Raw genomic sequence first — 24,005 nt, forward strand, 5'->3', positions numbered from 1 at the left:
TTGGTCGGTGGGCTGCCTGGGCCCCCGTTTGTGGTGGTGGGGGTGGGGGGTCAGGGGCGGAAGGGGAGGTTGTCGAGGATGCCGAGGTCGAAGTCGGCTCCGAGGAGTTCGGGCCAGTCGCCGTCGAGGAATTGCTTCTTCCAGGTGTCGACTTCCTTTTCGGTCATCTTGTATTTCTTGGCGACTTCCTTGGTGGTGGTGTCTCCGGAGATCAGGGCGATGACGATGCGTATCTTGTCGATCCCGGTGAGGTCTTCCTTGGATTTGTCGGGCAGGTCGCCGAGCTGGAAGCAGCCGGACTGGCCGGGCTGGCCGGGCTGGCCGGGTTCGCCGGGTTCGCCGCCCCTGCCGCCTTCTCCGCCTTCGCCTCCCTTGCCGCCTTCGCCGCCCTTGGCGCAGTCCGTGAGCTGGGCGAGGAGGTCGCCGGTGTCGTCGTCACTGGTGCTGGTGCTGGTGGTGGTGTGGGTGGAGAGTGCCGGGGTGCTGTGGGCCTGTGCGGCGGAGGCGGTGCCGGAGGCGATGGCGAGGGAGGCTACCGCCAGGATGAGGGGGCGCTGCCAGAGGCTTCTGGGCATGGGGGTGCTCCGTTTCGGTGACAAGGGGTGTCACCTGCGGGCGGTGTGTCCGGGTGTTGTGTGGGGCGGGCCGGGCTGCTCGCGGTGACCTGTGGGATTGGGTGGGTAGGGGGGTGGGGGTGGGGGTGGGGGTGGGGGTGGGGTGGAGGCCGGGTGGTCTCCACCCCACCGGGGTGGCCCCGGGTGGTGGCCTGGGCCGTTCGGGGTGGGTTTAGAAGAAGCTGAAGCCGCCGGGGCCACCGTCGCCGCCGGGTCCGGCGTCGCCGAAGATGCTGCCGCCTCCGCCGCCGCCTTCGCCGCCGTCGCCGCCGTCGCCGAAGAAGCTGAAGCCTCCGCCGCCGCCGTCGCCGCCTTCGCCGCCGTCGCCGAAGACGCTCTCGCCGCCTCCGCCGCCTCCGCCGCCTCCGCCGCCGCCGCCGAAGATGCTGCCGCCGCCTTCGCCGCCTTCGCCGCCTGCTCCGCCGTCGCCGACGATGCTGCCGCCGCCGGAGCCGCCGGAGCCGCCGCCGCCTCCGGAACCGAAGACGCTGCCGCCGCCGTCGCCGCCGGCACCGCCGGCGCCGCCGTCGGCGACGAACGCGGTCGCGGCCGCGGGCTGGGCCGTGACGGTCGCGGCGGATGCGGGGAGGACCACGGCCCCGGAGAGCACTGCGGTCGATGCGAAGATCATCGCGAGGCGGAAGCGTCGGTTGGGCCGGGCCTCGTTGTGAGTGTGAATGTTGCGGGTCATGGATTTTCTCCTTCTGCAGGGGTTTGCTGACATTCCCCGGAAATTTCGGGGGACAGTCGGCGGGGCCAGCTACTTTTGCTGTCGGTCACCGTGCCGGGATATCTGGCGGTTCGGCGAGGAGGGAAATTCTGGTGCGAAAGGAATTTCCGTTCTTGCCGTGCTGCCTCGTTTCGTTTCCGGTGAGGCCCGCACTTCAAGTAGGCCGGGCGGGCGGTGTGAGGTCATGTTCCGAGGACTCGGGACTTGACGGAACCGCGGTGTGTCGGGTAAAAGCCGGCTGAAGACCCTGGCGGGGCGGTCCTGCAGCCATCCCGGCGAACCCGGCCACGCCGGCCACCCCGGGGCAGCTCGCCGCCCTGCCGCCCGGGACTGCGCACTGTCATCGCGGGCAGCCCGCAGCCTGCCGCCCGGGACGTGTGCCCGCACGCTGCCACGGGCGGGATGGCTCTCGCTGACCGGTTCGAGGTCGACTGCGGATCTCCAAGACCGTCGGCGGCTTTCACGGAAGTTGCGCCAGAGCCCGGGTGTGACGTCACCTGGACGCGTTACGTGATCCCGTGTGGTCTGTTCAGGTGCGGTTGTTCGTGGCTGTGGTCCCGCGTCGCGGTTGGTACGTGCTGTGCGGCATGGGGCACCGGCGGCCTGTGCCGGCCGGCCGGGTGGTCATGGGCGTGCCCGCTGGTGCAGGCGCTGGACGGCTGCGGTCACCTGGCCGGCTCCGTCCTCAGCGGCAAGGCGCTGTGCGATGAGACGGGCGCGTGTGCGGTAGGCGGGGGTTTGGGCGGTGCGGCGGATCGCGGTGGCGAGCCGCTCGGCCGTGAGCTGCCGGAAGGGGAGCGGTGCGGGACTGACGCCCAGTGCAGTCAGGCGGGCGGCCCAGAACGGCTGGTCGAGCTGGACCGGCACCGGTACGGCCGGCACCCCGGCCCTCAGCCCGGCTGCGGTGGTTCCCGCGCTCGCAGCGTGGACGAGCACAGACATGCGCGGGAACAGCCAGTCGTGCGGCACCTCGTCGACGGTCAGCACAGCGTCTGTGCATACGCGCAGCCGACTCCACCCGGCCTGGACGACACCGCGCACGCCCGCCGCCCGCAGCGCCTTCGCTGCGGTGTCGGCCAGGGGTTCTGGGTCGGCGACGACGCTGCCGAACCCGATGAACACCGGGGGCGGACCTGCCCGCAGGAAGTCGACCAGGTGCGCATCCGGCTGCCAGCCGAGGGGGCGGGCAGGCCACAGGTACCCGGCCACCTGCGCTTGCGGCTGCCAATCGGCAGGGCGCGGCAACACCGTCGGGCTGTAGGCGTACAGGACTGGCCATCCTCCGCTCTCCCGCCGCACGGAACTGCTGTCGGCGCGGCGGGGAAGGCCGAGGCGGGCGCGCAGCTCGCGGACGCTGGGGGCGTAGACACGGTCGGTCGCCGCCAGCACGGCCCGCGAGGAAGCCCGGTTTCCCCACCGGCCCAGCGAGCGGCCTTTGCCGAACAACGCGGGAGCGAACTCCCGTGTGGGGGACCAGGGCTGGACATACACACCCATGCTCGGCACATGCAACGCCTCGGCCACCAGATGCCCCAGCCGTGCGACGGAGGCGGACAGAAGCACGGCATCCGCGCCCTGCTCCACAGCAGCGAGCACCCCGCGGCCCAGCTCCGGGACGAGAGCCCGCGTCATCCGCATCAGACGGGCCAGCGCCCACGGCCCCGTACCCGCACGCGCCAACCGCTGTCCCTGGGCCGAGGCCAGCTCTTCACGTGGATCCACGGGCAGCGAACGGAAATCCAGACCACGACTGCGTACGAGCGTTTCGAACCCCGCGTGAGTTGCCAGCACCACCTCGTGCCCGGCTTCCCGTAACTGCACCCCCAGCCCCGTATAGGGCATGACGTCCCCGACCGACCCCGCTGTCACCACCAGAACCCGCACGACCGCAAGTCTCCCCCTTCGGCTGCCGCAACAAGATGACCAGCCTTCTCGCCCGGACCATGTTCATGGTTCCGAGGCAAGGACGGGGGTGCTGTAGGAACTCGGGTTCTGGCTCGCGTCCGTGAAAGGGGACACGCCGGGTGACGGCTGACGCCCGGATCGGCCGTGCGCACGTTGCCTGAAAATGATCAGCTTTCGTTCTGGCTGTGGCCGACCGTTCAGCGTCGTGGATGAGACGTTGCTCCGTCTGAAGGAGCTGTCGTTCTTGCCGGACGTGGTCGCGGACGTCGCGGAGGGATCGCGGTCCTGTCCCTGTGCCGGCCGCGGCCTGTGAGGCGGGGCTCACAGGGGGCCCCAGGTGGTGGCCTGGTCGAGGAGCCGGCGGTGGACGAGTTGGACGGCGGGCTGGGCGTCGCCGGAGCGGGTGACCAGGTAGAGGGTGTTGAGCGGCGGTACCCGGGTGCGGTGCAGCTGTTCCAGCGAGCCGGCGTTCAGGGCGGGTTCGGCCAGGTAGCGGGGGAGGACCGAGATCCCCGCGTCGGCGATCACGGCCGTGAGCACCGCCCGCAGGTCGGGTACCAGGACGGAGACGGGGTTGGGCGGGCGGCGGTCGAACTCGCTTCGCCAGTACCGGCGGATGAGGGGCAGTTCCTCGGCATACGCCACCAGCGGCAGGTGGGCGAGGGCCGCGACCGGGTCCTCGGCGAGGTGCTGCGGGTCGATCGAGCGGGCGGCGGTCGGGGTCCCCACGAGCACGAACTCCTCGTCCACGTAGGGCATCGCGGCCAGGCCGCGCAGCTTCGCCGGTGGCCGGATGGAGGACACCACCAGGTCCAGCTCCCCGCCGGCGAGGGAGACGAGCAGCGGCTCGGCGAGGCCGAGGGTGATGCGCAGGTGCAGGCCGCGGCGGGTGACGGGGGCGAGCACGGGCAACAGGCGGGCCGCGGCGAACTCGCCTGCTGCGCCGAGTCTCACGGTCCCCTGGCAGGCCTGTTCGTCGGCGTCCTCGGCCAGCGCGTGGCGCAGGCGGTCCAGGTGCGGACCGATCCGGCGGGCGAGCTCGTGCGCTCGGGCGGTGGGGTGGGCGCCGTGGCGTGATCGGGTGAACAGGACGCCGCCGAGCTGCTCTTCCAGCCGGGCGAGTTGTCCGCTGACGGCGGGCTGGGAGATGCCCAGTGCGGTGGCGGCGGCGGTCAGCGAGCCCCGGCGGTGGATCTCCAGGAAGGTCGCCAGCAGATCGAGGTCCGTCACGCAACCCACAATACATAAGAATCCTTATGGAACAGGCGCGGAAGCAATGCGGATCTGATGAAGACTGGATTGGTGTCACTACCCGGGGGACGTCACCCCGGGCCACGTCCCCGCACGAGAAGAGGACCGTTTCCCCCATGGCGAAGATTCTGATGATCATCTCGGCCGCCGACACCCTGACCCTGGCCGACGGCACCGCACACCCCACCGGCTACTGGGCCGAGGAGGTCGCCGCCTCGCACAAGGTGCTGGCCGAAGCCGGCCACCAGGTGGACATCGCCACCCCCGGCGGCGTCCGCCCGACCGTCGACGCGATCTCGCTGGACGAGCGTGGCGGGGTCGAGCCCGCCGACGGCGCCACCTTCAAGGCGTACCTGGAGTCCATCGAGGCGGACCTCGCCGCCCCGCTCAGCCTGGCCGCCGTCCGCGCCGCCGACTACGACGCCCTCTACCTGCCCGGCGGCCACGCGCCGATGACCGACCTGGCCGCCAACCCCGAGCTCGGCGCCCTGCTCGCCGACGCGGACGACCGCGGCGAGACCATCGCCGCCCTGTGTCACGGCGTCGCAGCCCTGCTCAGCGCCGAGCACGCGGACGGCACCTTCGTCTTCACCGGACGCAGCCTCACCAGCTTCACGGATGACGAGGAGCGCCAGGGCGGGCTCGGCGACGCGGCGCCGTGGCTGGTCGAGACCCGCCTCGCCGGGCGCGGCGCGGATCTGAAGACCGGCGCCCCCTGGTCCGACACCGTGATCGTCGACGGCAACCTGATCACCGGCCAGAACCCGCAGTCCAGCATCACCACCGCCAAGCAGGTCCTCGCCGCCCTCAAGGACGCCTGACCCTCCCCGGCTGCCCGCCGCGCAGCCCTGCCGCTCGGGCCCGAGCCGGCCGCCGACCGCACGACTGCTGCGGGCATACGACGGACGAGGTCTGCTGACCGGTGCCTGTGCCGGCATCAGGGCCTGCGCGGCGAGTGCGTTGTGCATGGCGGCGGTGCGCCGGACTGCGGTGGCTGCTCTGCTCTGTCCATGGATGCAGGTCTCTTCGTGGATGTTGGCTGCAGGGGGGGAGCCTGTGCGTAGTGCCGTCGTGACGCCTGGGGGGTGATCGGATGTGCTGGGTGGGGCTCCCGGGGCGGGAGCCGCCGCACGTCTGCGTCCATGGTCCGGGTGCCATCTCGGCCTGTGTCATGGACGTGGTGGTGCATCAGCTGCCGGCCGGGTGCCGGTCGCTGCTGATCGGCCTGATGGGGCGGCCTCGGTGGCCGGCCGGCGGGCTTCGGTTGCATGCTGGGATCACATGCCAGTGTGCTCGCTGTGGCCCTGGCTGCTGCGGGTGTCGCCGGCGCGGCGGTTGGTCGGGCACAGCATGGGCGGCTTGGTGGCCGTCGTGCTGATGAGGATCTCTGGAAGTCCCGGGCGCTCCTCCTGCCTGGTTCGTTGGCGTTTCAGGCAGTGGTCGCGGTGCGGTCGTGGACGGTCAGGCCAGGAACTGTGACAGCAGGCGGTTGAGTTGGGCCGGCTGCTCGGTCGGAATGGAGTGGTGGGAGGCGCCCGGCAGGGTAGCGAGGGTTGCGTTCTGCAGGAGCCGGCTCGCGCCGGCGGTGACGTGCCGTACGTCGTGTGCCCGGCTGTGCTCCGCCAGCAGCACCAGGGTCCGGACGGCACAGGCCCGCAGGTCCTGCGTCCTGGGTCGTCGCATCGCGACGACCTTGGAGCGCCGGGCGGAGGCGGTCGTGTCCAGGAAGTCTCGCCACAGGGGGTTCTGGGGAGCGTCCCCGGTCTCCCAGCGGAAGAAGGCGCGTTGGCGCTCCGCGGTGCGCCTCAGCAGCATGGGCACCGCGCGCAGCAGATAGCGGGGGCTCATGCCGGCGAAACAGTTGGTGGGATCGAGCAGGGCGAGCCTGCTGACCCGATGGGGTGCGTGCAGCGTGTAGTTCAGCGCGATCCAGGCTCCGTAGGAGTGGCCGCACAGCTGGGCTGCATCGAGCCCCAGCGCCTCGTAGAGCGCGTCCAGCCAGGACATCAGGTCTGCGGCGCGGCGCAGCGGGGGCCCTTCGTGGATGCTGCGTCCGATGTCGCCCATCAGGTCGACTGCGTGCACCCGGTGAGTGCGGCTGAGGGCCTCGATGTTGGCGAACCATACCGCCGAGGTGGTTCCGCCGCCGGGCAGCAAAAGGAGCGGGGTGGCGTCCTCGGGGCCGCAGAGATGGACCCGTGTGGTGCCGTAGGCGCAGGGTGCATCAATGCTTCGGGTATCCGCAGGCCACCGTCGCAACACTGCGTCGTACGCCGCGTAGAAGGCCGCTTCGCCGTCCATGACTCCTCCATGCAACTATTCGGCCATCGACTCTCTCGACCATCGAGACAATAGCGTGGAGGGAACACATGGACGACCAGGCCCCCTCTCTCCAACTGGTCCATCTGCTGCGGGCCATCACCGTAGAACTCGACCTCTTCGGCGCCGAGTTCGCCGACGCCAATGGGCTGCATCCCACGGATGTGCGCGCACTGATCCACCTGTTGGAAGCCGACCGGGCCGGCCTCACAGCCACACCAGGTCGGCTCAGCAGCAGGCTGGGGCTGAACTCGGCCTCCACCACTGCCCTGATCGACCGACTGGAGCGGCTCGGTCTTGTCCGCCGCGAACGGGACACCCACGACCGCCGCCGGGTCCTGTTGGTGGTGGAGGACAAGGCCATGGCCATGGGCTGGTCGTTCTTCGGGCCGCTGATCAACAACATGGTCGTGGCGATGCGTTCCTTCGAAGATGCGGAGCTGGCCACGGTGCGGCGCTTCTTGGTGGAGATGCGCGACGTCGTTGCCGCAGGGCGGCAGGTCCAACGGGAGGACGCCACCGGTCGGTGAACCTGGCTGAACCGGACGGTGCGGGCGGGGAGATCAGGCGAGCAGGTTCGGCACCTCATGGGCACCACCTGGATCGCGCCTTGGGATCTGAGGAAAAATCATGTGCCGTGCGGCGCCCGGGTCGTTGAGAATCCACGCGTGGCCACCATGAACATCGACAGGACCAGGCGCGCCCCGTTCCCCCGGTCTTCCCTGGCCGCGCTGGCGGGACGTAGTTTCGGCGCGATCCCGCCACCGGCGCTGGTAGTGCTCGGCATTGTCAGCGTTCAGGTGGGCTCGGCATTGGCCAAGCACCTGTTCGGCGCAGTGGGCAGCTTCGGGACAGTCGCGTTGCGGCTGTTCTTCGCGGCGGCGGTGCTGATGCTGTTGTGGCGGCCGTCACTGCGCATGAATCGTCGCACGTGGACAGTGGTGCTCAGCTACGGCGTGATTCTCGGCCTGATGAACCTGTGCTTCTACCTGGCGCTGGCCCGGATCCCGCTGGGGATCGCGGTAACCATCGAGTTCCTCGGGCCGCTGGCGGTGGCCCTGGCCGGGTCGAGACGATGGCTGGATGCGTTCTGGGCCGTGCTCGCGGCAGGCGGCGTGGTCCTGCTGATGGAGGGACGCGGCGACCTCGACCTTGCCGGTCTCCTGTTCGCCCTCGGCGCAGGAACGTGCTGGGGCCTGTACATCCTTCTCGGCGCTGCGCTGGGCCGCCACACCACGCAAGGCAATGGTCTGGCTCTGGGGATGGCCGTCGCGGCACTGGTGGCTGTGCCGTTCGGCGTGGCCGACGGCGGAACGGCGCTGATTCAGCCGTGGGTCCTGGTTCTGGGGCTCGGCGTGGCACTGCTGTCGTCGGTGATCCCGTACTCGCTGGATCTGGAAGCACTACGCAAGATCCCACCGCGCGTGTTCGGCATCCTGATGAGCCTCGAACCAGCTGTGGCGGCCCTCATCGGCCTCATCGTGCTCCGGGAGTCGCTGCACTGGTCGCAGTGGATCGCGGTGCTGTGCGTGGTGGCCGCATCGGCGGGCGCCGCACGCGGCACCCGCCCGGACGCCTGAGCGCCGATAGCGCGAGGAGCGGTCATCTCGCCGGTACCGGATCATGCTGTCGGGATCCGGCTCAACGAGGTACGAGGTGCGAGCAACGCTGAGCTCCTCATCCTCGCCGCCCCAGCAGCCCGGCTGCCGTCCTGGCGGTGGTGTTCAAGCCGGTCGCGTCCGCCCAGGAACGCCGACGGGTGATCACCGGGCCCACCTGGTCGCGCTGGTCCGCTCCGGCGCGAGGTCCGTGAACGGTGCCCTGGCCGGACGCGCGCTGGAGGCCACCGCGGCCTGAGCACATATCGTCCGATCCAGCGAGAGCCAGCAGCTCCAGGACCTCGCAGGCCCGCAAACAGGCCTCCTCGTCCGCCACCAGCTGGTCCACGACTGGCGTGGGGGACAGCTCCAGGGGTTGGACCAGCCGCGCCAGGCACAGAGACCGATCGTCGGTCCCGTCCCATCGCTGGTCACGACGGATGCCGTCATGTACAAACGCGGCCACTCGCTGCGGGTCCTGGAGCGCTCGTACCGCGTCGAGGCCACGCCCCCGTTGCAGCAGGCCCTCGACAGAGTCGTGGTGGACGTACGCCATCTCGTGTTCATCGCTCATCAGCCGGCACCCTGCCCGACCGGACACCGGCCCGTCAGCCGCTATCGGTCGGGCTCCATCGGACAGGCCGTCCTGTCGAATGCACCCGGACCACGACGAGGAAAGGGCGTTGTCGACTCTCGTGAGTGCCTGCTTCTGAACTCCGTATGAGCAGGTCAGGAGGCGTAACCCGAAATGGGATGTTGGGAAGGCGTTCGGGGAACGGTCACTGTGACCGTTCCCCGAACGGGAGTCGCTGCTGGTGAGGCGTGAGCGAAAGAAGCGGCGAACAGCGTGGCGTCGGTCCGTACCACCGCCGGCCGGGGCCCTCCCAGGAGTCCGGTAGCTTGATCGATCTCAAGGTAATGACGGTGATCTTGGCTGTCCGCCTCGTTCCAGGCTACTGAGCCCGCGTCTTCCGGGGGCTCAGAAGCAGGCACTCAAGAGCACCGCCAGCGGTTGGTTCAGGAGTATCGGTCGGGGAGATGGACAAGGAACACGCTGATGGCTTCGTTGATGTCAGGAAGCCTGCTGGCGACCTCATGGACCACTGGACTGGAAATGCTGACCCACCAGAACTCAACCTTGCGCTGCATGAAGCCGGAAGGGTAGGCGGACACGTTCAGGAACCCGACAGGGAGTCCGCGGTCGTCTGGAGCGTTCTTGATGCCGTCATCCCAGTACACGTCGAAGTAACCCCTCCTGTCTGCCCGCTCGTGGAGGGAGAGTTTGCGGAGCTCCAACGCTTTCCTGAGGCGTGGTTCTATGCCGTCTAAATAGCCCATCCTGGCTCCCGTCAATGGCGATAGCACGAGCACAGCCGATCCGTGCCCGACGACCGCGGCACCAAGCGTATTTCCCACCCCCTTGCCAGCGGGCACCTTCACAGGGTTTCCCCGGTCGCCTCAAGAAGGCGGGTCGACGCTGAGACAGCACGAGTAAACGCCGTCGGCTGTTGGCCTGCTAGTTGGGGGTTCAGAAACAGGCGCCCACTACCGTCCGATGTCCCGCAGCGCCGAAGGTCCCCGGCAGTGACCGGCGGGGACGGCGGAGTCGGTCCACGGGGCGGCGACCAGATCATCGCGTCCTGCTTCCGGGCTACGGAACACGCAGGCCCCGTATCGGGCAAGATCCCCGGCGCTCTGACGCCCTGACTCCCTGGTGCTTGTCGCCGTGTTCACCCGTCCCGCGCCGGAAACCGGCGCGGGCCTGGCTCTGTTCACGACTGGCGACAGTGGTTGTCCAGTTCTTCAGGAGGCACGCGAACTGCGCCGTCTTCGATGTTCACGACAATCGGCAGCACCCCCGAGAGGCTGTTCAGTATGAGGATCATCAGGAGGTATGTACTCGGAGCGTCGATGTCAAGAGTTGCGTGGGTCTACCAGGCCGGATTGGTAGGCGAGGACCACGAGCTGGGCCCGGTCGCGGGCGTGGACCTTGGCCATGGCCCGGTTGATGTGGGTTTTCGCGGTGAGCGGGCTGATCATCAGACGGCCCGCGATCTCGTCGTTGGACAGGCCCTGCGCGACGAGGACGACGGCCTCGCGTTCGCGGCTGGTCAGCTCTTCCAGCCCCGTGCCGGTGTCGATGGGGAGCGGCTGGGTGACGTGCCGGCTGATCAGTTTGCGGGTGATCGAGGGTGCCAGCAGGGCGTCGCCGCGCGCGGCGACGCGTACAGCGTGCAGGAAGTCTTCCGGCACGATGTCCTTGACCAGGAATCCGGCAGCGCCGGCGCGCAGCGCGTTGAAGACGTATTCGTCGAGGCCGTAATTGGTCAGGATGACGACGTGCATCCCGGCCAGAGCCGGGTCTGCGGCGATGCGCCGGGTCGCCTCGATGCCGTCGACGACCGGCATCTGGATGTCGATGAGCGCAACGTCGGGCAGGTGCTCTTTGGCGAGCTTCAGTCCCTCGTTGCCGTCGGCGGCCTCGGCCACCACTTTGATGTCCTCTTCGAGATCGAGGAGCGCACGGAACCCGCTGCGAATGAGTGGCTGGTCGTCGACCAGCAGGACACGGATCATGACGTCCGGTCCAGGGGGAGTTCTGCCTGGACGGTGAAGCCGCCCTCGCCCCGCGGTTCCGCCCGCAGCCGGCCGCCGAGGGCGGTGACGCGTTCGCGCATCCCGAGCAACCCGACTCCGGGCTTCGGCGCGACGACCGGTGTGGCCTTGCCGTCGTCGTCGATGCGTATCGCGAGGGCGTCCGGACGGCAGTCGATCCGGACCGATGCCGTGCCGGCATCCGCGTGACGGGTGATGTTGGTCAGCGACTCCTGAACGATCCGGTAGACGGTCCGGTCCACCGCAGCCGGCACGTCGTGCCGCTGTCCCTCGATCGTCAGCGTTGCCTCCAGGCCGGCCTTTCTTGCTCGTTCGACCAGTTCCAAGACGTCGTCGAGCCCACGCGGCGGCGCCGTGTCGTCGTCGCGCAGCGCCTCCAGCGTCGCGCGCAGCTCCCGGCTCGCCTCACGACCGGCCTCCTGGATCGCCAGCAGAGCCTCCGGCACCGTTTCGCCACGCTTGCGGGCAACGTGGACGGCGACTTCGGCCTGCACCTTGATGACCGAGATCTGATGGGTGAGCGAATCGTGCAGCTCCCGCGCGATGTGCAGCCGCTCCTCGTCTGCGCGGCGCCGCGCGGTCTCCTCCCGGGTGCGCTCGGCTTCGTCCGCCCGCCGCTCGGCCTGCCGCAGCGCCTCACCCGCGGCGCCGGCCGCGATCAGCCAGGCCAGCTCCAGCGCACCTCGGGCCTGCGCGAACGCCTCGCCCGTGTCGTGCATGCCCGAGGCCAGGGCCGCGAGCGGGAGCATGGCCAGCATGGCCACGCTCGCGGCCACCGTGACGGTGCGGTGTCCCGCCCGCACCGCTGCGTACACCGCGAACAGGTACGCGACGGCAGGCACATCGAAACCGATCGCCTGGTACCCCACCGCGCACAAGCCGGCGACGGCCAGGACGGCAACCGGAGCCCGGCGGCGCACGGCCAGTGCCAGCCCGCCGGCCGTCAGCAGCGCGTACCCGAACAAGTTGAGGTCCGTGGCGGAACGCTGCCCGGACAGTCCGGTGACCAGCAGCGCGGCCGCCACGCCGACAGCAATGACCCAGTCTGCGACACGGGCCCGGGCACCGGACTCACCTGCACTCATGCGCGCACCCTAGCTGGCTGCTGCCGCGGGGCGAGTCACCCTCGTGGACGAGCAACCGGCTACCGCACACGCAGTACCTTCACGCCTCCTGCGGTGTCCGCGGTAGCCGGATGATGCGTCCGCGCAGTGCGAAGTGTCTGCGTCCGTCGGACGACCGGGGGCGGGTCCGGCAGACATGCTCAGGCGACACAAGTCGCAGAAGAGACAAGGAGCACCTTGATGTCTGTTCGTCGCCTGCTTTCCGTCGCCGCGGCCGCTCTGCTCCCAGGTATCGGGCTTGCCGCGCCGGCGGCCGCGCACGCCTCGGTCCAGCCGGTCGCCGCCAGTTTCTACGACTTCAGCCTCGGGCGACTCGCAGCCACCACGGGCGCGCTGCTGGGGCTGGCCGGTGTGGTCATCGCGGGACTGGCGCTGGCCCGCCCCGCGGGTCGTCTCGGCACTGCCAACGGATCACTCGGCGCCGTGGTCGCTGTGGTGGCGGGGCTGATCAGCATGGCCCTCGGCGGGCTGGTCGCGGTCACCGCCGACGGTGGTCTCGGCACCGGCAACGGGCTGGGCGGAGCCTACGTGGCCATGCTGGTGGGGCTGATCGGTATGGCTCTCGGCGGGCTGGCTCTGACCCGCTCCCGCCGTACCGGCTGACCTCAGCGGGTACGAGCGCGCGTTCGGTCTGTCTGAAGGGGCGTTCCGTGGTGTGTCGACTGTCGGTGCTCCCGGCAAAGGGGACGGGGAGCGGGGTGGCACGGAGCCGGTCGTGCTGGGTGACGGGTTCGGTGCGGTGGTCGTACTCGACGTCGAACGGCCTTCGGCCCGGGGCGGGCGGGGCGTTCACCGCTGCGGCCGCCTGGCGGGTGGACCAGGTCGTGCGGGCGTCTGGGGGCCGGGCGGGTGTCGAAGACGCAGGCCACGGTGGCTATCCGCTTACGGTTCGGCTTCTCGCCCGGCGCGAGCCGGCCGCTGGCGGCTTTCTCGACAGCTCGGCGGGTGGCCTCGCGCAGGGCCTCGGGCCGCATGACCACGCCCTTGCCGTCCACCTGGACCACCAGAGGCATGTCCCGGCTGCACGGGACCGGGATCCGCGCGCGGTAGAAGGCGTCGATGTCCACTTCTGCAGCGACCACGAGCTCGACTCGCCTTCCGGTGACGTCCCGGCCGCGACCGCCGTCTCCGGCGTGATCTCTGCGAGGACTTCGGCGACCGTCTCCCGCGTGATCCGCAGGCGCTCAAGCCCGTCCCTGGCCAGCGCCAGTTTTGCGGACAGATCGGCGATCGCGGCTTCCAGTTCTTCCACCCGAACCCGGGCGGCCGCCTCCCGGACTTCCAGCTCCTCGAACGGTGAGCCCATCCACCAGCCCTCCTCCACCACCACGGTAGAGACCAGCGGAGGAATACAGCCCGGTCGGTGTTCGGGCAGTTCAGCCGCTCAAGGGCGACGGATCCCGGCTGTCGTCGAGCACAGCCGCAAGATCCTCAAGGATCCCGACGAACTCCTCGGCCGGGACCTCCGCCACGAAGACCTTGCCCGCATGGTCTGAATGCCTGACCAGGTGTTCCTCGCGCCAGAACTGAAGAGTGAGCGCCAAGCGGTCAGCGTCGCGGAAAAGATGAGCGGTTACGTTGTCGGTGCTGGGTCCCCAGCTCAAGACCCGGAACTGGCTGCGGAACCGGTATTCCTCTTCGGTCTCGTCGTCAGCGCCGGCACGGTGCATGAGACGCCGGTGGGTGGCTTCCGGGGACAGACCGTCGAACGGCAACGGAGAGCAGGCTCCGGAGCGCAGCCACGCCACCGTGTCCATCACGTCGGAGCGGAACTGCCCGATGAACGCCATGCTGTCGTCGCAGGTCAGCCATTGCCCCGCGGCCCACAGGTCCACCCGGCGCAGCGAGTGCTCCCCATCACCGACCTCAGCGGCGAACCTGTTCTTGTCTCCCAGAAGTACGGTCACGTCGGGGCCCTGACAGGCTCCGCGATCATCCGCAAGCAAGCCGATGTCGTGCGCTTCCCTTCAAAGGAACCGCACCCGGCCGAGATTGCCGACGGTGACCTTCGCGTGGCCCGGCCGGGTGAAGGTGATGGGGGGCGCGGTGCCCTTGGCGGACATGTCGAATGCGCCAAAGGCCGGGATGGGGGTTCGGGGGATCGTTATGGGCACGGACAGGTGGCTGTCGCCCTGCGGTGCGGACACGGTGGCGGTCCCGTCCACGGAGCCCTTCAGGGTCCTCGCGCCGACGAGCGGCGCCAGCGCGGTGAAGCTCGCATCCACCGTCGCCACGCCGTTCACGGCGGCTCTCGGGCTGGAGTCGCCGACTTCGAGCGAACTCGGGATGTCCGTGCTGATCCTCATCGTGACCGGTGCGGTGCCGATCCCCGTGAACGCGCAGGTGTAGCTCAGCTTGATCGACACCGGCTGTGCGGAGGCGGGCGGAATACCCCATGCCACGCTACCCAGCGCGGCCGTCATCGCTCCGGCGACTCCCAGGGCCGCCGCCCCGGTGCCGTACGTCCGCGTGCCGCCGCGGGCCGTGTCGCGCCCGACGCTCATCGGCTCCCGCCTTCCGTCGGCAGTTCGTGTTGCCGGTGTGCCTCGGCGAGGAGGTCCCGCAGCCGTGCGTGGCGGAACTGGTAGACCGCGCCGGCCTGGCGCAGTACGCCTCGAGCGCGGGCGTCGTCCAGGAAGGCGTTCACCCTCCAAGGCAGGCGTCTTGACAGGGGCAGCCAGAGGCGGACCAGGACCACCCAGCGGCCCCACGCGGTCAGCGTGCCGACTCCGACCGCGGCCGCGAGTCCGCCCCCGATCCCGGTCGGGACGCCGAGGGCGAAGCCGTTGAAATGCGTGACGGCGGTCCCGTATCCAAGCCCGAGGACCAGCCCCACCACGGCCGCCTGAACGAGCACGATGGTGCGGTTCGTGCGCAACAGGTCCGTCGCGCTGACTGATTCCTCCGGCTTGGCGTCCGTCTCGAGCCAGGCCACCAGCGCGAGGACGATCCCGACCGCCAGTCCGAGTAGGGGCCCGGACACGAGCCAGTTCCCGAACAACAGGGCGACCAAGGGCCAAGGGTAGGACAGGAGCATCGCGTAGACCGCGACCCCGCCACCGAAGACGATCCCGAAGACCAGTCCGCCGGCCAGTCCGCCGCCGACTCTGGGGAGGAAGGTCTCCCGCACTCTCCTCGACCTCACCTCCATCGACTCGCCGCGTACCCGGATCTGCATGCGGGACGGCTTGAAGGCGCCGCCGGCCTCGACTTTCGACGCGAGTCCGTGCACGAGCCCGAAGGCCAGCCCGATTCCCAGCACGTTCAGGAACATGTCGAGGAGCGCCGCCGGGGGGTGGCTCATGAGGGCGTGGACGAGTGCGACCGCCGTCCCCGACACGAGCCCGCACAGGGCCCCGGAGACGACCATGCGCGCGGGCAGGCTCATGGTCGTGCCCAACTGCCACCACTCGATGTCCTGTGCGTCGGGCTTCTGTGCGTCCGTCTTGAGGTGCGTGGCGAGGTAGCCGAGCCAGTGGCCTGCGCGCTCGGCGTTCCAGCGTCGGCGTTTCGGGACGGACAGGTTGAGGATGGGGTCGTACGTCCTGGGGATGAAGGCGTCCAGGAGGTGCTTCTCCAGCGCGTCTTGGGAGCTGAACTCTGCGAGTTTCAGCAAGCCTTCAGGATCGCCGCCGGACGCGTGGAAGGCCTCGGCCATGGTGAGCATCAGGGGAGTGGTCAGTACGGCGGCGAGCCGGGCGGCGGCCGGTTCGCCGGAGTGGCTGCTCAACCGGTCCAGGACGGGTGCCCATCCGGTCAAGGCGTCGAGGCGGGCGGAGCAGTCGTCGGGGGTGAGGTTCGTCAGTTCGATCCCCGGAAAGAGCCCTTCGCTTGGCTTGACGCCTCTGAGCGCTGCGGGGCGGCTCGTCAGCAGCAGCGGCAGATTGGAGGCCCCGAGCTGCCGCAGCGCGGGTTCGTAAAGGTCCTCCGCCACCTCGTCGAACCCGTCCAGGATCACCAGCACGTGGCCCCCCACGATCAGTTCAGTGGCCCATGTCCCTCTGTGGGGGAGCCGTCTGGCCAGGAAGGGGTGATCCCGCTCCAGGCGGTCGATCAGCCAGTCCCGCAGGGACGTGGCGGTGGGGTCCCATGACCCCAGACTGAAGATCACCGGCACTGGTCTCTTCTCGGTCCAGTCAGTGTCCTCCAGGCGGGCCTGCGCGAAGCGCCGGATCAAGACGGACTTCCCCGAACCGGCCCCGCCCAGCACCAGCAGTTGGCTGCGCTCATTCTCCTCGTAGACGGCCGCGATGTTCTTCAGCGGACCTGCCAGGTCCAGCGGGGAAGCGGCCGCCAGTGCCGCCGAGGTCCTCCGGGCACCCTTCCTCCGACCGGTCAACTCCTCGGGTGCCGCGTCACAATGCACGGGCAGCGGCGGCCCGCTCCGTAATTGCTGCTGAACCTGGTCCTGCCCCAGGTCGGCGAGGACCCTTTGTGTGAGGATACGGAGTTTCTTGGCCAGCGCCGGGTGGCGGCTTGGCGCGCGGTCGGGCGGTACGGCTGTGATGTCGACCAGCCCAAGAGGGCCATCGCCGTAACGCTGCAGGAGTGTGGCGAATGCGGGGTCGCTGGTGAAGGTGCGGGCCGGGCAGGCGTGCAGGCGGCGGTTCGCGAACGCGTGGTCATCGTGGATGACGACGCCGACCAGATGGTCTTGGCAGAAGACCGCGCTGCCGGAAGCTCCGGACCAGGCCTGCTCGCCGTCCGCACGCATGTCCGGCGCAGACTCCTGGTCCAGGACATACAGATCTTGGGCGCCGACACCGCCGGCCTGAGGAGGCAGCTTCCCTCTCAGGTGCTCCACTTTGTGCTGCCCATCCCTGAAGGTTGCCGAGGGGTACCCAAGACCCTGATAGGGCAGCGGGGTGTTGCCGACGGGACGGCCCCAGCGCACCATTCCGGGCACGTCGACCTCGTCGTCCAGCAGCAGCAAAGCAACATCGGCTTCTTCCGGGTGAGTCCAGCGCACCGTTGCTCGGCAATGGACGTCAGCGTCCTGGGGGTGCCCCACACGCACGTCGATCCGGGCCCATGGCATGCCCTTGCTTTCCTCGGCGACGTGCCGGGCCGTCAGCACCAGGCGACGCCCGATCAGATAGCCGGTACCGATGCGACGGAACTCCTTGGCGTTACCACCACGGATCAGAGCCAGTCTTCGACGGTCCAACTCAGCCCTCGTCATCCCAGGAGCCGGACTGCCGACGACCGATCTCGGGGCTGGCTCCGCCCGTGGCCCGGTCCTTGACCTGTAGCTTCAGCGTCAGCTTGTGCCCGCGGACCGAGGAATGGGATCCGCCCCCGCCCACGGTCGCCACCCCGAACTGCAGCTTCCCCTCGCCCGTGCCGTCATTACGCAGTTCCAGCAGCAACTCCAGCTCGGCTTCCTCGATCTGAAAGGCGAACTGCTGCTGGGCTCCCCGGGCCTGGGCCTGGTAGAGCTCTTGCCGCAGTTCCTCGATGGCTGCGGCCAACCCGATCGTCGCCATAGCTACTCCTCTTCGACTGTGAGGTTCAGGAGTGAGTGGTGCCAGTCCCGGTGGTCGATTTCAACTTGCCGCGGGCCCAAGGCGTAGGTCATCACGAGTTTCCGGGTGGTGCGGCGGCAGGATCTGCTTGCGTGAGGTAGCGGTGGAGTGAGGTCTTGGGGATCCCGGTCTTGGCCGTGATCTGGCCGAGGCTGCTGCCCTGATGTTTGAGGAGCCTGGCGTACTCGATCTTGTCGGCGGGTGGTCGACGGGTCGGCCGATGCGGCGGTCGGCGGCTTCGGCGACGGCGCGGGCGTGGGTGGCGCGTTCGGCGCTGAAGGTGCGTTCCATCTCGGCTAGCAGGGCCAGCAGCAGAAAGGCGATGCGGCCCATGCCCTCGTCGGCGGTGTTGATCGGCAAGGGGTCGGCTAGTGAACGGACCCCGATCTGCTTGTCGTTGAGCTCGTGGACGAGATTGAGGACTTCGCGCAGATTCCTTCCGAGCCTATCGAGGGTGTAGACCACGATCGTGTCGCCGGACCGAGCGCAGGCAAGCAGATCGGTCAGGCCGGGGCGCTCGACGGTGGCGCCGCTCTTCTTGTCGACGTAGATCCGTTCGTCCGGGATGCCCGCCGCCCCGAGGGCGTCGAGTTGGCGTTCCAGACTCTGCTTGGTGGTGGAGACCCCGGCGTACCCCAAATCGAGGCCGCTGGCGGGGTGACGGTGGTCGGTTGGCATGGCCGTACCGTACCGGGAGCCGACGCCGTACGGGTTTTCCGGAACGTGATGCGTGGAACGACTTGCGGAACGGTCGGCGGGTTTGATCGCCCTAGGACGCGTACCTTCTGACGGAGCATCGGGATCCCTGTTCCGCTTCCAAGGATATGGAACACCGATGTCAGGTGAGATCGGTGCGGCCGAGTTCGCGGGCGCTGGGCAGGAAGTAGGCCGGGATGCCGACGCGTCGGTGAGCGCGATCACGAGCAGGCCATGGCACTTGCTCTTGCTTGCGATCTCCCCCGTAGCCTTTCGGGCAGGGGAGGTGCCCCCAGCGTCGGACGTCGCCGGGCAGACGGGACGTTGGGCGGGCGATGCTGCTGTGAAGACGCTCCCTAAGGGCTGACCTGCAGTATCCACCGGGCGCATGACAGCTACGGCACCTCGCTGCGTTGTCGAATCGTCCCGATACATCCAGTATTGGGATGGCTCTCCGCCTTGCGATGTACCGCATCTGACGCCGCGCGCTGGTCCGCCGGGTATTGCGGGACAGCCCTTAGGTGGGTGGTTGGCGGTAGATGGGGTGGGTCCAGGGTGGTGGTTGGGGTGGTGGCCTGGGGTGTGTGGTGGTGGGTGTGGGGTGGTCGATGCGGGTGGGTGGGTGGGTGGTCTTGTCGGTGTGGTTTTCGGTGGCGCGCAGGGCGGTGACGAATTCTTGGCAGGAGTTGTAGCGGTCGTCGGGGATTTTGGCGAGGGCTTTGGCCAGGACGTCGTCGAGGGCGGGGGTGATCTCGGGGCGTTTTTCGGTCAGGGCGGGTGGCTGGTCGTACTGGTGTGCCCACAGCAGGGCCATGTCTTCTTCGCGTTGGAAGGGGGGTTTGCCGGTGAGGGTTTCGTAGACGACGCAGGCCAGGCTGTAGAGGTCGCAGCGGCCGTCGACGGGGCGGCCGGAGATTTGTTCGGGGGCGACGTAGTCGAGGGTGCCGACGAATTCGCCGACGGTGGTGAATCCGGTGAGGGACAGGGATTTTTTGGTCAGTCCGAAGTCGGTGAGGTAGACGTGTTCGGGGTGGTCGATGTCGGTGCCTTTGGCGATGAGGATGTTGCCGGGTTTGACGTCGCGGTGGACGAGGTCGTGGTCGTGGGCGGCGTCGAGTGCGGAGGCGACTTGGGCGGCGATGCGGATGGCGGTGTGGACGGGTAGGGGGCCGTCGCGGTCGAGGAGGGCGCGTAGGTCGAGGCCGGAGACGTAGCGCATGGCGATGTAGAGGACGCCGTCGGTTTCGCCGGCTTCGAAGATCGGCACGATGTGGGGGTGGTCGATCGCGGCGGCTACGCGTGATTCGTGGGTGAAGCGGCGGCGGAAGGTGTCGTTGCGGGCGAGTTCGGGGGCGAGGAGTTTGAGGGCGACGGTGCGGTCCAGGCGGAGGTCTTTGGCGCAGTAGACGACGGCCATGCCGCCGCGGCCGATCTCGCGCTCGATGCGGTAGCCGGCGATTTGCTGGCCGATCAGGCCGGAGGGCCGGCCCGCGTACAGGCTCATGTCGTTCGATGCCTGTTCCATCAGGCACCCCTGTCACCGGTTTGCCGGCGTGGTGAGGGCCTGGGACGGTGCCCTGTGCCGGCGGGTGTTCGGGTGGGTGTACCGGCGCCTGTAGGGGCGGGTGTGCGGGCCGGCTGGTCGTGGACCAGGTCCCGGGTGTGCCGCGCGTGGCCCGGTGGTGAGCCGGCGGAGCCGGCGGTGTACGGGGGCCCGGCCGGTTTAAGGTCACCGGTTCCGCATCCGGGCCGGCCCGCCGGTACCGGAGTCCTGCGGCCCCTGCGGCTGCCGTCCGGACCGCAGCGCCTGCCCGTGTCCGTGTCCGGGTTGCGGCAGCCGGTGAGGCTGCCCTGTGCGGCGCCGGGGGCGCGGGCGCGGTGCCTGTCGGCGCAGGGGTCCATCGCGTGGCTCTCGGCTCTGGCCGTCCGGTTCCCGTGAGCAGCCCTGGCGCGCAGGGCGGGGTGGGGTGGGGTGGGGGTGTGGTCGGTGACGATGGCGTTGGGCGGGCCGGATCCGGCGTGGTGGTACCGGCTCGGACTCATCGCCGCGAAGCCGGTGCCGCAGCCGCCGGGGCCGGGGCCGGGGCTGGGGTTGGTTTCGGGGACGAGTTCGGGCGCGGTCGGCGCGTCGGGCCGCTCTCCCATGCCTGAATTCTATCGAGTGATCCATAGGGCTGCTTGCCCCAGATCAGTGTCCGCCGCTGGTGGGGGCTTGTCCGCCCGTGCCCCACCCGGTTCGTGCCCTACCCGGTTCGTGCCCTACCCGGTTCGTGCCCTACCCGGTTCGTGCCCCACTCGGTTCGTGATCATCTTGGTGTTCGCCGGGTGGCTTGTGGGGCTGGCGTATCGGTGTCGGCACGGCTCGGAAGGACGAAAAAGAGAGAGGGGAGCCGGCGAAATGCGGTGCGCCCAGTGACGGCGTGCGTGTCGGCGGGCTCTCGCCTCACGTGCTGTGCCTTCGCCGGCCTTGTGTGATCCAGGCGTCATCTGCCGGGTGGGTGGCTGGAGTAGTGCTACGCCGTGTGGTGCTCGGGTCGTCGTCGCTCGAGCACGTACGCCAGCGGGTTGGGGCCGGCATGGTTGTGGCGAGTGCCGGCTGGATGGGTGGGACCCGGTCGGGTGGGCCTGGTCTGTGTGGGCTGCGGGTGCGGGACTTCGGGTCCGGTCTCGGGCGGGTGGCCTTCGCGCGTGGGCAGGAGCGGGAACGGCATGGTGATGTCTGCGTTCATGGTTGCCGGGCCGTTTGGGTGCGTGATGAGCGGGCGGCTGTTCGGTCTGCGGTCCCGGGGCGGGGTTTTGGGGCCGCTCCCGGACTTCACCAGGCCAGTATCCTTCGTATAGTGGTTTTCTTCAGGTGAGTGTCCCGTTCGCGGTCAGGTGACGACGAGGCCGAGGAGGAAAGGGTGGTGCCGTGACCGGTCCCGTGGAGCAGGCGTGCCCGATCAGCCCGGTGATCGACTTGGTCTTCAGTCGCTGGACCACTCCCATCCTGTGGGTCCTGGAGCACCATGGCCGGCTGCGTTTCCATCAGCTGCAGCGGCACCTGCCGGCCATCACTCCCAAAGTCCTCACTCGGCGTCTGCGCCGGCTCGAACGTGACGGCCTGATCATCCGCACCTACCATGCCGAGATCCCTCCGCGGGTCGAGTATGAGATCAGCGCCCTGGGCCGCACCCTGGTACCCCTCTTCGGCGCTCTCACCGCCTGGTCCCAAGCACACTTTGTGCAGGTGGCCGATCCCCGCCGGGCCTACGACACCGCGCGGCAGGAAGAAGAAGCCTGGGCCGAAGGCCGAGCCGGCGAACCGGCCTGATCAGCGGGCCGGCGGGCCGGCTCACGCCGCGCCCCTAGCCCGCCCCCGGGGGGAATCTCCACGCTCGGATACGGGATCTTGCGGGGGGTAGGAGCCGCGTGGCTCTGTTCACGAGAGAGGGTTCTGGCTCGCTTTCCGTGATGCGCGCACGCTGCGTGAGGGCTGACCCTCGGATCAGACAGTTGCCTGAAGATGACCAGGGCCGATTTTGGTGTGGTCGACAGTGCGGCGTCGTGGAAGAGACGTTGCCCCGCCTGGAGGGGCTGCTGTTGCCGTCCATCGCGGACGTGTCGGTGCTGTCGCTGGACGTGAGCCACGAGGCGATACGCGTTGCGGCCTGCAGTGCGGCGCCGAGGGCGGCGTGTCCAGACTGTGGGAGAGAGTCGAGCCGGGTGCACAGCTCTTACCTGCGGTTTCCTGCGGACGTGCCCAGTGGGGGACGTCGGGTGGTCCTCCAACTGCGAGTCCGGCGGTTCTTCTGTCCAAAGTCTTCGTGTGCCCGGCGAACGTTCGCCGAGCGGATGCCGGGACTCACCCGAAGGCACAGCAGGTGGACCGAGCGGTTGGGGTCGACTCTCGCCGCGGTCGGCCTCGCCCTCGCCGGCCGCGCCGGCGCCCGCAGGGCACGGGCCTTCGGGGTGTCCATCAGTGGCAGCGCGGTGTTGCGGCTGCTCGGCGCGTTGCCTGAACCGGAAGTCCCCGCCCCGCGGGTAGTCGGTGTCGATGAGTACGCCACACGTAAAGGACGGGTCTACGGCACGGTGTTGGTCGATGTCGAGATCCGCCGGCCGGTGGATCTGCTGCCTGACCGGGAGGCGTCCAGCCTGGCTGCATGGCTGGCGAAGCGACCCGGGATCGAGGTCGTCTGCCGGGACCGCGCGCCGTTCTTCGCGGAAGGCGCCACGACAGGGGCGCCCCAGGCCGTCCAGGTCGCTGACAGGTGGCACTTGTGGAACAACCTCGGCGAGGCCGCTGGGCGGGCAGTCGCCCGCCACCGCCAGTGCCTGCGCGTCCCCGACCGGGAGGAGAAAGCCGACGAACCGATGCCGCCTTGAGGAGAAGGCGGACTCTCCCTGGCGGAGCGACCGGTTCGCCAACCGCATCCGGGCCAGGCACGCCACCGTCCACGCGCTGCTGGCAGCCGGCCACAGCCGCCGCTCCATCGGACGCCAGCTGAACATGACCCACCGCACCGTCAAGAGCCTCGCCGACGCTGCCAAGCCAGAAGACCTCTTTCGCGGCCAGTGGCAGCACAACAGGACCTCCGTCCTCGACGAGTACAAGCCGTACCTGGACGGCCGTTGGGACGAAGGCTGCACCAACGCCTGGGAGCTCTGGGAAGAGATCGTTCCCTTGGGCTATCGAGGCAGCTACGGCCGGGTCAGCGCCTACCTGCGGGAGAAACGCACCTCGCCGCGGCCGGTCACCGCGCAACCGCCGGCACCCCGCGTGGTGACGAAATGGATCCTCAGCCGACCCGGGACGCTGACCGAGATCGAACAGCTCCGGCTCAAGGCCGTCCTGGCCCACTGCTCCGAACTTGACGCCCTGACCGGTCACGTCCGGTCCTTCGCCCAGATGCGCACCGAGCGCCAGGGCGGACGGCTCCCGCAATGGCTCGACGCCGTCCGCCAGGACGGCCTGCCCAGCCTCCACACTCTCGCGGCAGGCATCGACCGAGACCGCGACGCGGTCATCGCCGGACTCACCCTGCCCTGGAACTCCGGCGTCGTCGAAGGACACGTCAACAGGATCAAGATGCTCAAGCGCCAGATGTTCGCACGTGCCGGCTTCGCACTGCTCCGCAAGCGAGTCCTCCTCGCCCCGTGACCGATGTCAGTGGCTCCTGGAACCATGCCTCCGTCCGAGACAGCCATACCAGGAGCCATGCATGGGAACGTGGGGAACCGGCCCGTTCGACAGCGACCTCGCCGCAGACTTCGTCGATGAACTTGAGGGACTCACCCACCAGCAGGTCATCGACGTGCTCGAGCGGGCATTCCAGCGAGTCACCGACTCGGGAGCACGCGTCGATGGCGGAGACGGCGCCGAAGCCGTTGCCGCTGGCGCTCTCGTCGCCGGCACCATCCCGGACAGCCCCATCGTGATCGACCCCGATGACGGCCCCAGAGAACCGCTGCCCGAACTACCAGCATCGCTCCGCGCGTCGGCCAGGCTCGCACTGGACCGGGTTTTTCAGGACGGATCAGAAATGGCGACCGGCTGGGTGGACAGCGCCGACGCCGACCAGTGGCGCCAGGAAGTGCAACAGATCCTCCAGGCACTCGAAGCACCCACTGATCACTAATCGTGA

General features: G+C 69.2%; 23 protein-coding genes and 1 pseudogene. 8 read left to right on the forward strand and 16 right to left on the reverse strand.

Translation table 11 applies throughout. The features are described from left to right. Positions 1-50: 50 nt before the first annotated feature. From ACZ6ZQ_RS33095 to ACZ6ZQ_RS33110, 4 genes are all read right to left on the reverse strand, one after another. Complete coding sequence (locus tag ACZ6ZQ_RS33095; RefSeq protein ID WP_469772210.1) at positions 51-575, reverse strand: DUF1153 domain-containing protein; 525 nt, start codon at positions 573-575, stop codon at positions 51-53. A 211-nt stretch (positions 576-786) separates the two neighbouring features. Next, entirely contained in the window at positions 787-1,305 is a 519-nt protein-coding gene (locus tag ACZ6ZQ_RS33100; protein ID WP_469772211.1) for a hypothetical protein, read from the reverse strand. Between the two features lie 663 nt (positions 1,306-1,968). Then, positions 1,969-3,228 carry a glycosyltransferase gene (locus tag ACZ6ZQ_RS33105; protein ID WP_469772212.1) on the reverse strand — a complete coding sequence of 420 codons (1,260 nt, stop codon included), beginning with the start codon at positions 3,226-3,228 and terminating at the stop codon, positions 1,969-1,971. Positions 3,229-3,570: 342 nt separating this feature from the next. Beyond that, a complete protein-coding gene (locus tag ACZ6ZQ_RS33110; RefSeq protein WP_469772213.1) occupies positions 3,571-4,479 on the reverse strand; it encodes a LysR family transcriptional regulator in 909 nt (302 codons plus the stop codon). A gap of 137 nt (positions 4,480-4,616) precedes the next feature. On the opposite strand from ACZ6ZQ_RS33110, the gene ACZ6ZQ_RS33115 reads away from it, so the two are divergent. Then, complete coding sequence (locus ACZ6ZQ_RS33115) at positions 4,617-5,321, forward strand: type 1 glutamine amidotransferase domain-containing protein (protein WP_469772214.1); 705 nt, start codon at positions 4,617-4,619, stop codon at positions 5,319-5,321. A gap of 640 nt (positions 5,322-5,961) precedes the next feature. On the opposite strand, the gene ACZ6ZQ_RS33120 is transcribed toward ACZ6ZQ_RS33115, so the two are convergent. Next, complete coding sequence (locus ACZ6ZQ_RS33120; RefSeq protein WP_469772215.1) at positions 5,962-6,801, reverse strand: alpha/beta fold hydrolase; 840 nt, start codon at positions 6,799-6,801, stop codon at positions 5,962-5,964. A gap of 68 nt (positions 6,802-6,869) precedes the next feature. Here ACZ6ZQ_RS33120 and ACZ6ZQ_RS33125 point away from each other — a divergent pair, with 68 nt between their 5' ends. Together ACZ6ZQ_RS33125 and ACZ6ZQ_RS33130 are read left to right on the forward strand one after the other, a co-directional pair. Next, positions 6,870-7,349, forward strand: coding sequence for a MarR family winged helix-turn-helix transcriptional regulator (locus tag ACZ6ZQ_RS33125; RefSeq protein WP_469772216.1), 480 nt, complete (start codon positions 6,870-6,872; stop codon positions 7,347-7,349). 147 nt (positions 7,350-7,496) lie between these two features. Continuing rightward, a complete protein-coding gene (locus tag ACZ6ZQ_RS33130) occupies positions 7,497-8,399 on the forward strand; it encodes an EamA family transporter (protein WP_469772233.1) in 903 nt (300 codons plus the stop codon). A gap of 97 nt (positions 8,400-8,496) precedes the next feature. On the opposite strand, the gene ACZ6ZQ_RS33135 is transcribed toward ACZ6ZQ_RS33130, so the two are convergent. The 4 genes from ACZ6ZQ_RS33135 to ACZ6ZQ_RS33150 all read right to left on the reverse strand — a co-directional run bounded on the left by ACZ6ZQ_RS33135 (position 8,497) and on the right by ACZ6ZQ_RS33150 (position 12,118). Continuing rightward, positions 8,497-8,991 (reverse strand): hypothetical protein, encoded by a 495-nt coding sequence (locus ACZ6ZQ_RS33135; RefSeq protein WP_469772217.1) that lies wholly within the window; start codon positions 8,989-8,991, stop codon positions 8,497-8,499. A 443-nt stretch (positions 8,992-9,434) separates the two neighbouring features. Next, a complete protein-coding gene (locus ACZ6ZQ_RS33140; RefSeq protein WP_469772218.1) occupies positions 9,435-9,851 on the reverse strand; it encodes a hypothetical protein in 417 nt (138 codons plus the stop codon). A gap of 480 nt (positions 9,852-10,331) precedes the next feature. Beyond that, positions 10,332-10,994: a response regulator gene (locus ACZ6ZQ_RS33145; protein WP_469772219.1), complete on the reverse strand. Its 663-nt coding sequence runs from the start codon at positions 10,992-10,994 to the stop codon at positions 10,332-10,334. After that, entirely contained in the window at positions 10,991-12,118 is a 1,128-nt protein-coding gene (locus ACZ6ZQ_RS33150) for a sensor histidine kinase (protein WP_469772220.1), read from the reverse strand. The genes ACZ6ZQ_RS33145 and ACZ6ZQ_RS33150 overlap by 4 nt, the downstream gene beginning before the upstream one ends. Positions 12,119-12,337: 219 nt before the next feature. Between ACZ6ZQ_RS33150 and ACZ6ZQ_RS33155 the strand changes: the two genes are divergently transcribed. Continuing rightward, the gene (locus tag ACZ6ZQ_RS33155; RefSeq protein ID WP_469772221.1) at positions 12,338-12,760 is read left to right on the forward strand and encodes a DUF6223 family protein; all 423 of its coding nucleotides are present in this window, start codon (positions 12,338-12,340) and stop codon (positions 12,758-12,760) included. A gap of 128 nt (positions 12,761-12,888) precedes the next feature. Here ACZ6ZQ_RS33155 and ACZ6ZQ_RS33160 read toward each other — a convergent pair. From ACZ6ZQ_RS33160 to ACZ6ZQ_RS33190, 7 genes and pseudogenes are all read right to left on the reverse strand, one after another. Continuing rightward, positions 12,889-13,254, reverse strand: a pseudogene (locus ACZ6ZQ_RS33160) (ISKra4 family transposase); the annotation flags it as partial. Positions 13,255-13,533: 279 nt separating this feature from the next. Continuing rightward, entirely contained in the window at positions 13,534-14,064 is a 531-nt protein-coding gene (locus ACZ6ZQ_RS33165) for a hypothetical protein (protein ID WP_469772222.1), read from the reverse strand. Between the two features lie 60 nt (positions 14,065-14,124). Continuing rightward, positions 14,125-14,661: a DUF6801 domain-containing protein gene (locus ACZ6ZQ_RS33170; RefSeq protein WP_469772223.1), complete on the reverse strand. Its 537-nt coding sequence runs from the start codon at positions 14,659-14,661 to the stop codon at positions 14,125-14,127. Then, positions 14,658-17,324 carry an NACHT domain-containing protein gene (locus ACZ6ZQ_RS33175; RefSeq protein ID WP_469772224.1) on the reverse strand — a complete coding sequence of 889 codons (2,667 nt, stop codon included), beginning with the start codon at positions 17,322-17,324 and terminating at the stop codon, positions 14,658-14,660. The genes ACZ6ZQ_RS33170 and ACZ6ZQ_RS33175 overlap by 4 nt, the downstream gene beginning before the upstream one ends. A gap of 1 nt (position 17,325) precedes the next feature. After that, positions 17,326-17,643, reverse strand: a complete 318-nt coding sequence (locus tag ACZ6ZQ_RS33180) for a trypco2 family protein (protein ID WP_469772225.1) — start codon at positions 17,641-17,643, stop codon at positions 17,326-17,328. A 60-nt stretch (positions 17,644-17,703) separates the two neighbouring features. Next, positions 17,704-18,360, reverse strand: a complete 657-nt coding sequence (locus tag ACZ6ZQ_RS33185) for a recombinase family protein (RefSeq protein ID WP_469772226.1) — start codon at positions 18,358-18,360, stop codon at positions 17,704-17,706. 535 nt (positions 18,361-18,895) lie between these two features. Next, positions 18,896-19,903, reverse strand: coding sequence for a serine/threonine-protein kinase (locus ACZ6ZQ_RS33190; protein WP_469772227.1), 1,008 nt, complete (start codon positions 19,901-19,903; stop codon positions 18,896-18,898). 1,386 nt (positions 19,904-21,289) lie between these two features. Between ACZ6ZQ_RS33190 and ACZ6ZQ_RS33195 the strand changes: the two genes are divergently transcribed. The 4 genes from ACZ6ZQ_RS33195 to ACZ6ZQ_RS33210 all read left to right on the forward strand — a co-directional run bounded on the left by ACZ6ZQ_RS33195 (position 21,290) and on the right by ACZ6ZQ_RS33210 (position 23,999). Next, a complete protein-coding gene (locus ACZ6ZQ_RS33195; protein ID WP_469772228.1) occupies positions 21,290-21,691 on the forward strand; it encodes a winged helix-turn-helix transcriptional regulator in 402 nt (133 codons plus the stop codon). A gap of 140 nt (positions 21,692-21,831) precedes the next feature. Beyond that, positions 21,832-22,746, forward strand: coding sequence for an ISL3 family transposase (locus tag ACZ6ZQ_RS33200; protein WP_469772234.1), 915 nt, complete (start codon positions 21,832-21,834; stop codon positions 22,744-22,746). A gap of 124 nt (positions 22,747-22,870) precedes the next feature. Beyond that, positions 22,871-23,521, forward strand: coding sequence for an ISL3 family transposase (locus tag ACZ6ZQ_RS33205; protein WP_469772229.1), 651 nt, complete (start codon positions 22,871-22,873; stop codon positions 23,519-23,521). Between the two features lie 61 nt (positions 23,522-23,582). After that, positions 23,583-23,999: a DUF4259 domain-containing protein gene (locus ACZ6ZQ_RS33210; protein WP_469772230.1), complete on the forward strand. Its 417-nt coding sequence runs from the start codon at positions 23,583-23,585 to the stop codon at positions 23,997-23,999. Positions 24,000-24,005: the final 6 nt, after the last annotated feature.

It is taken from the genome of Streptomyces sp. NPDC053673 (genome assembly GCF_055585225.1).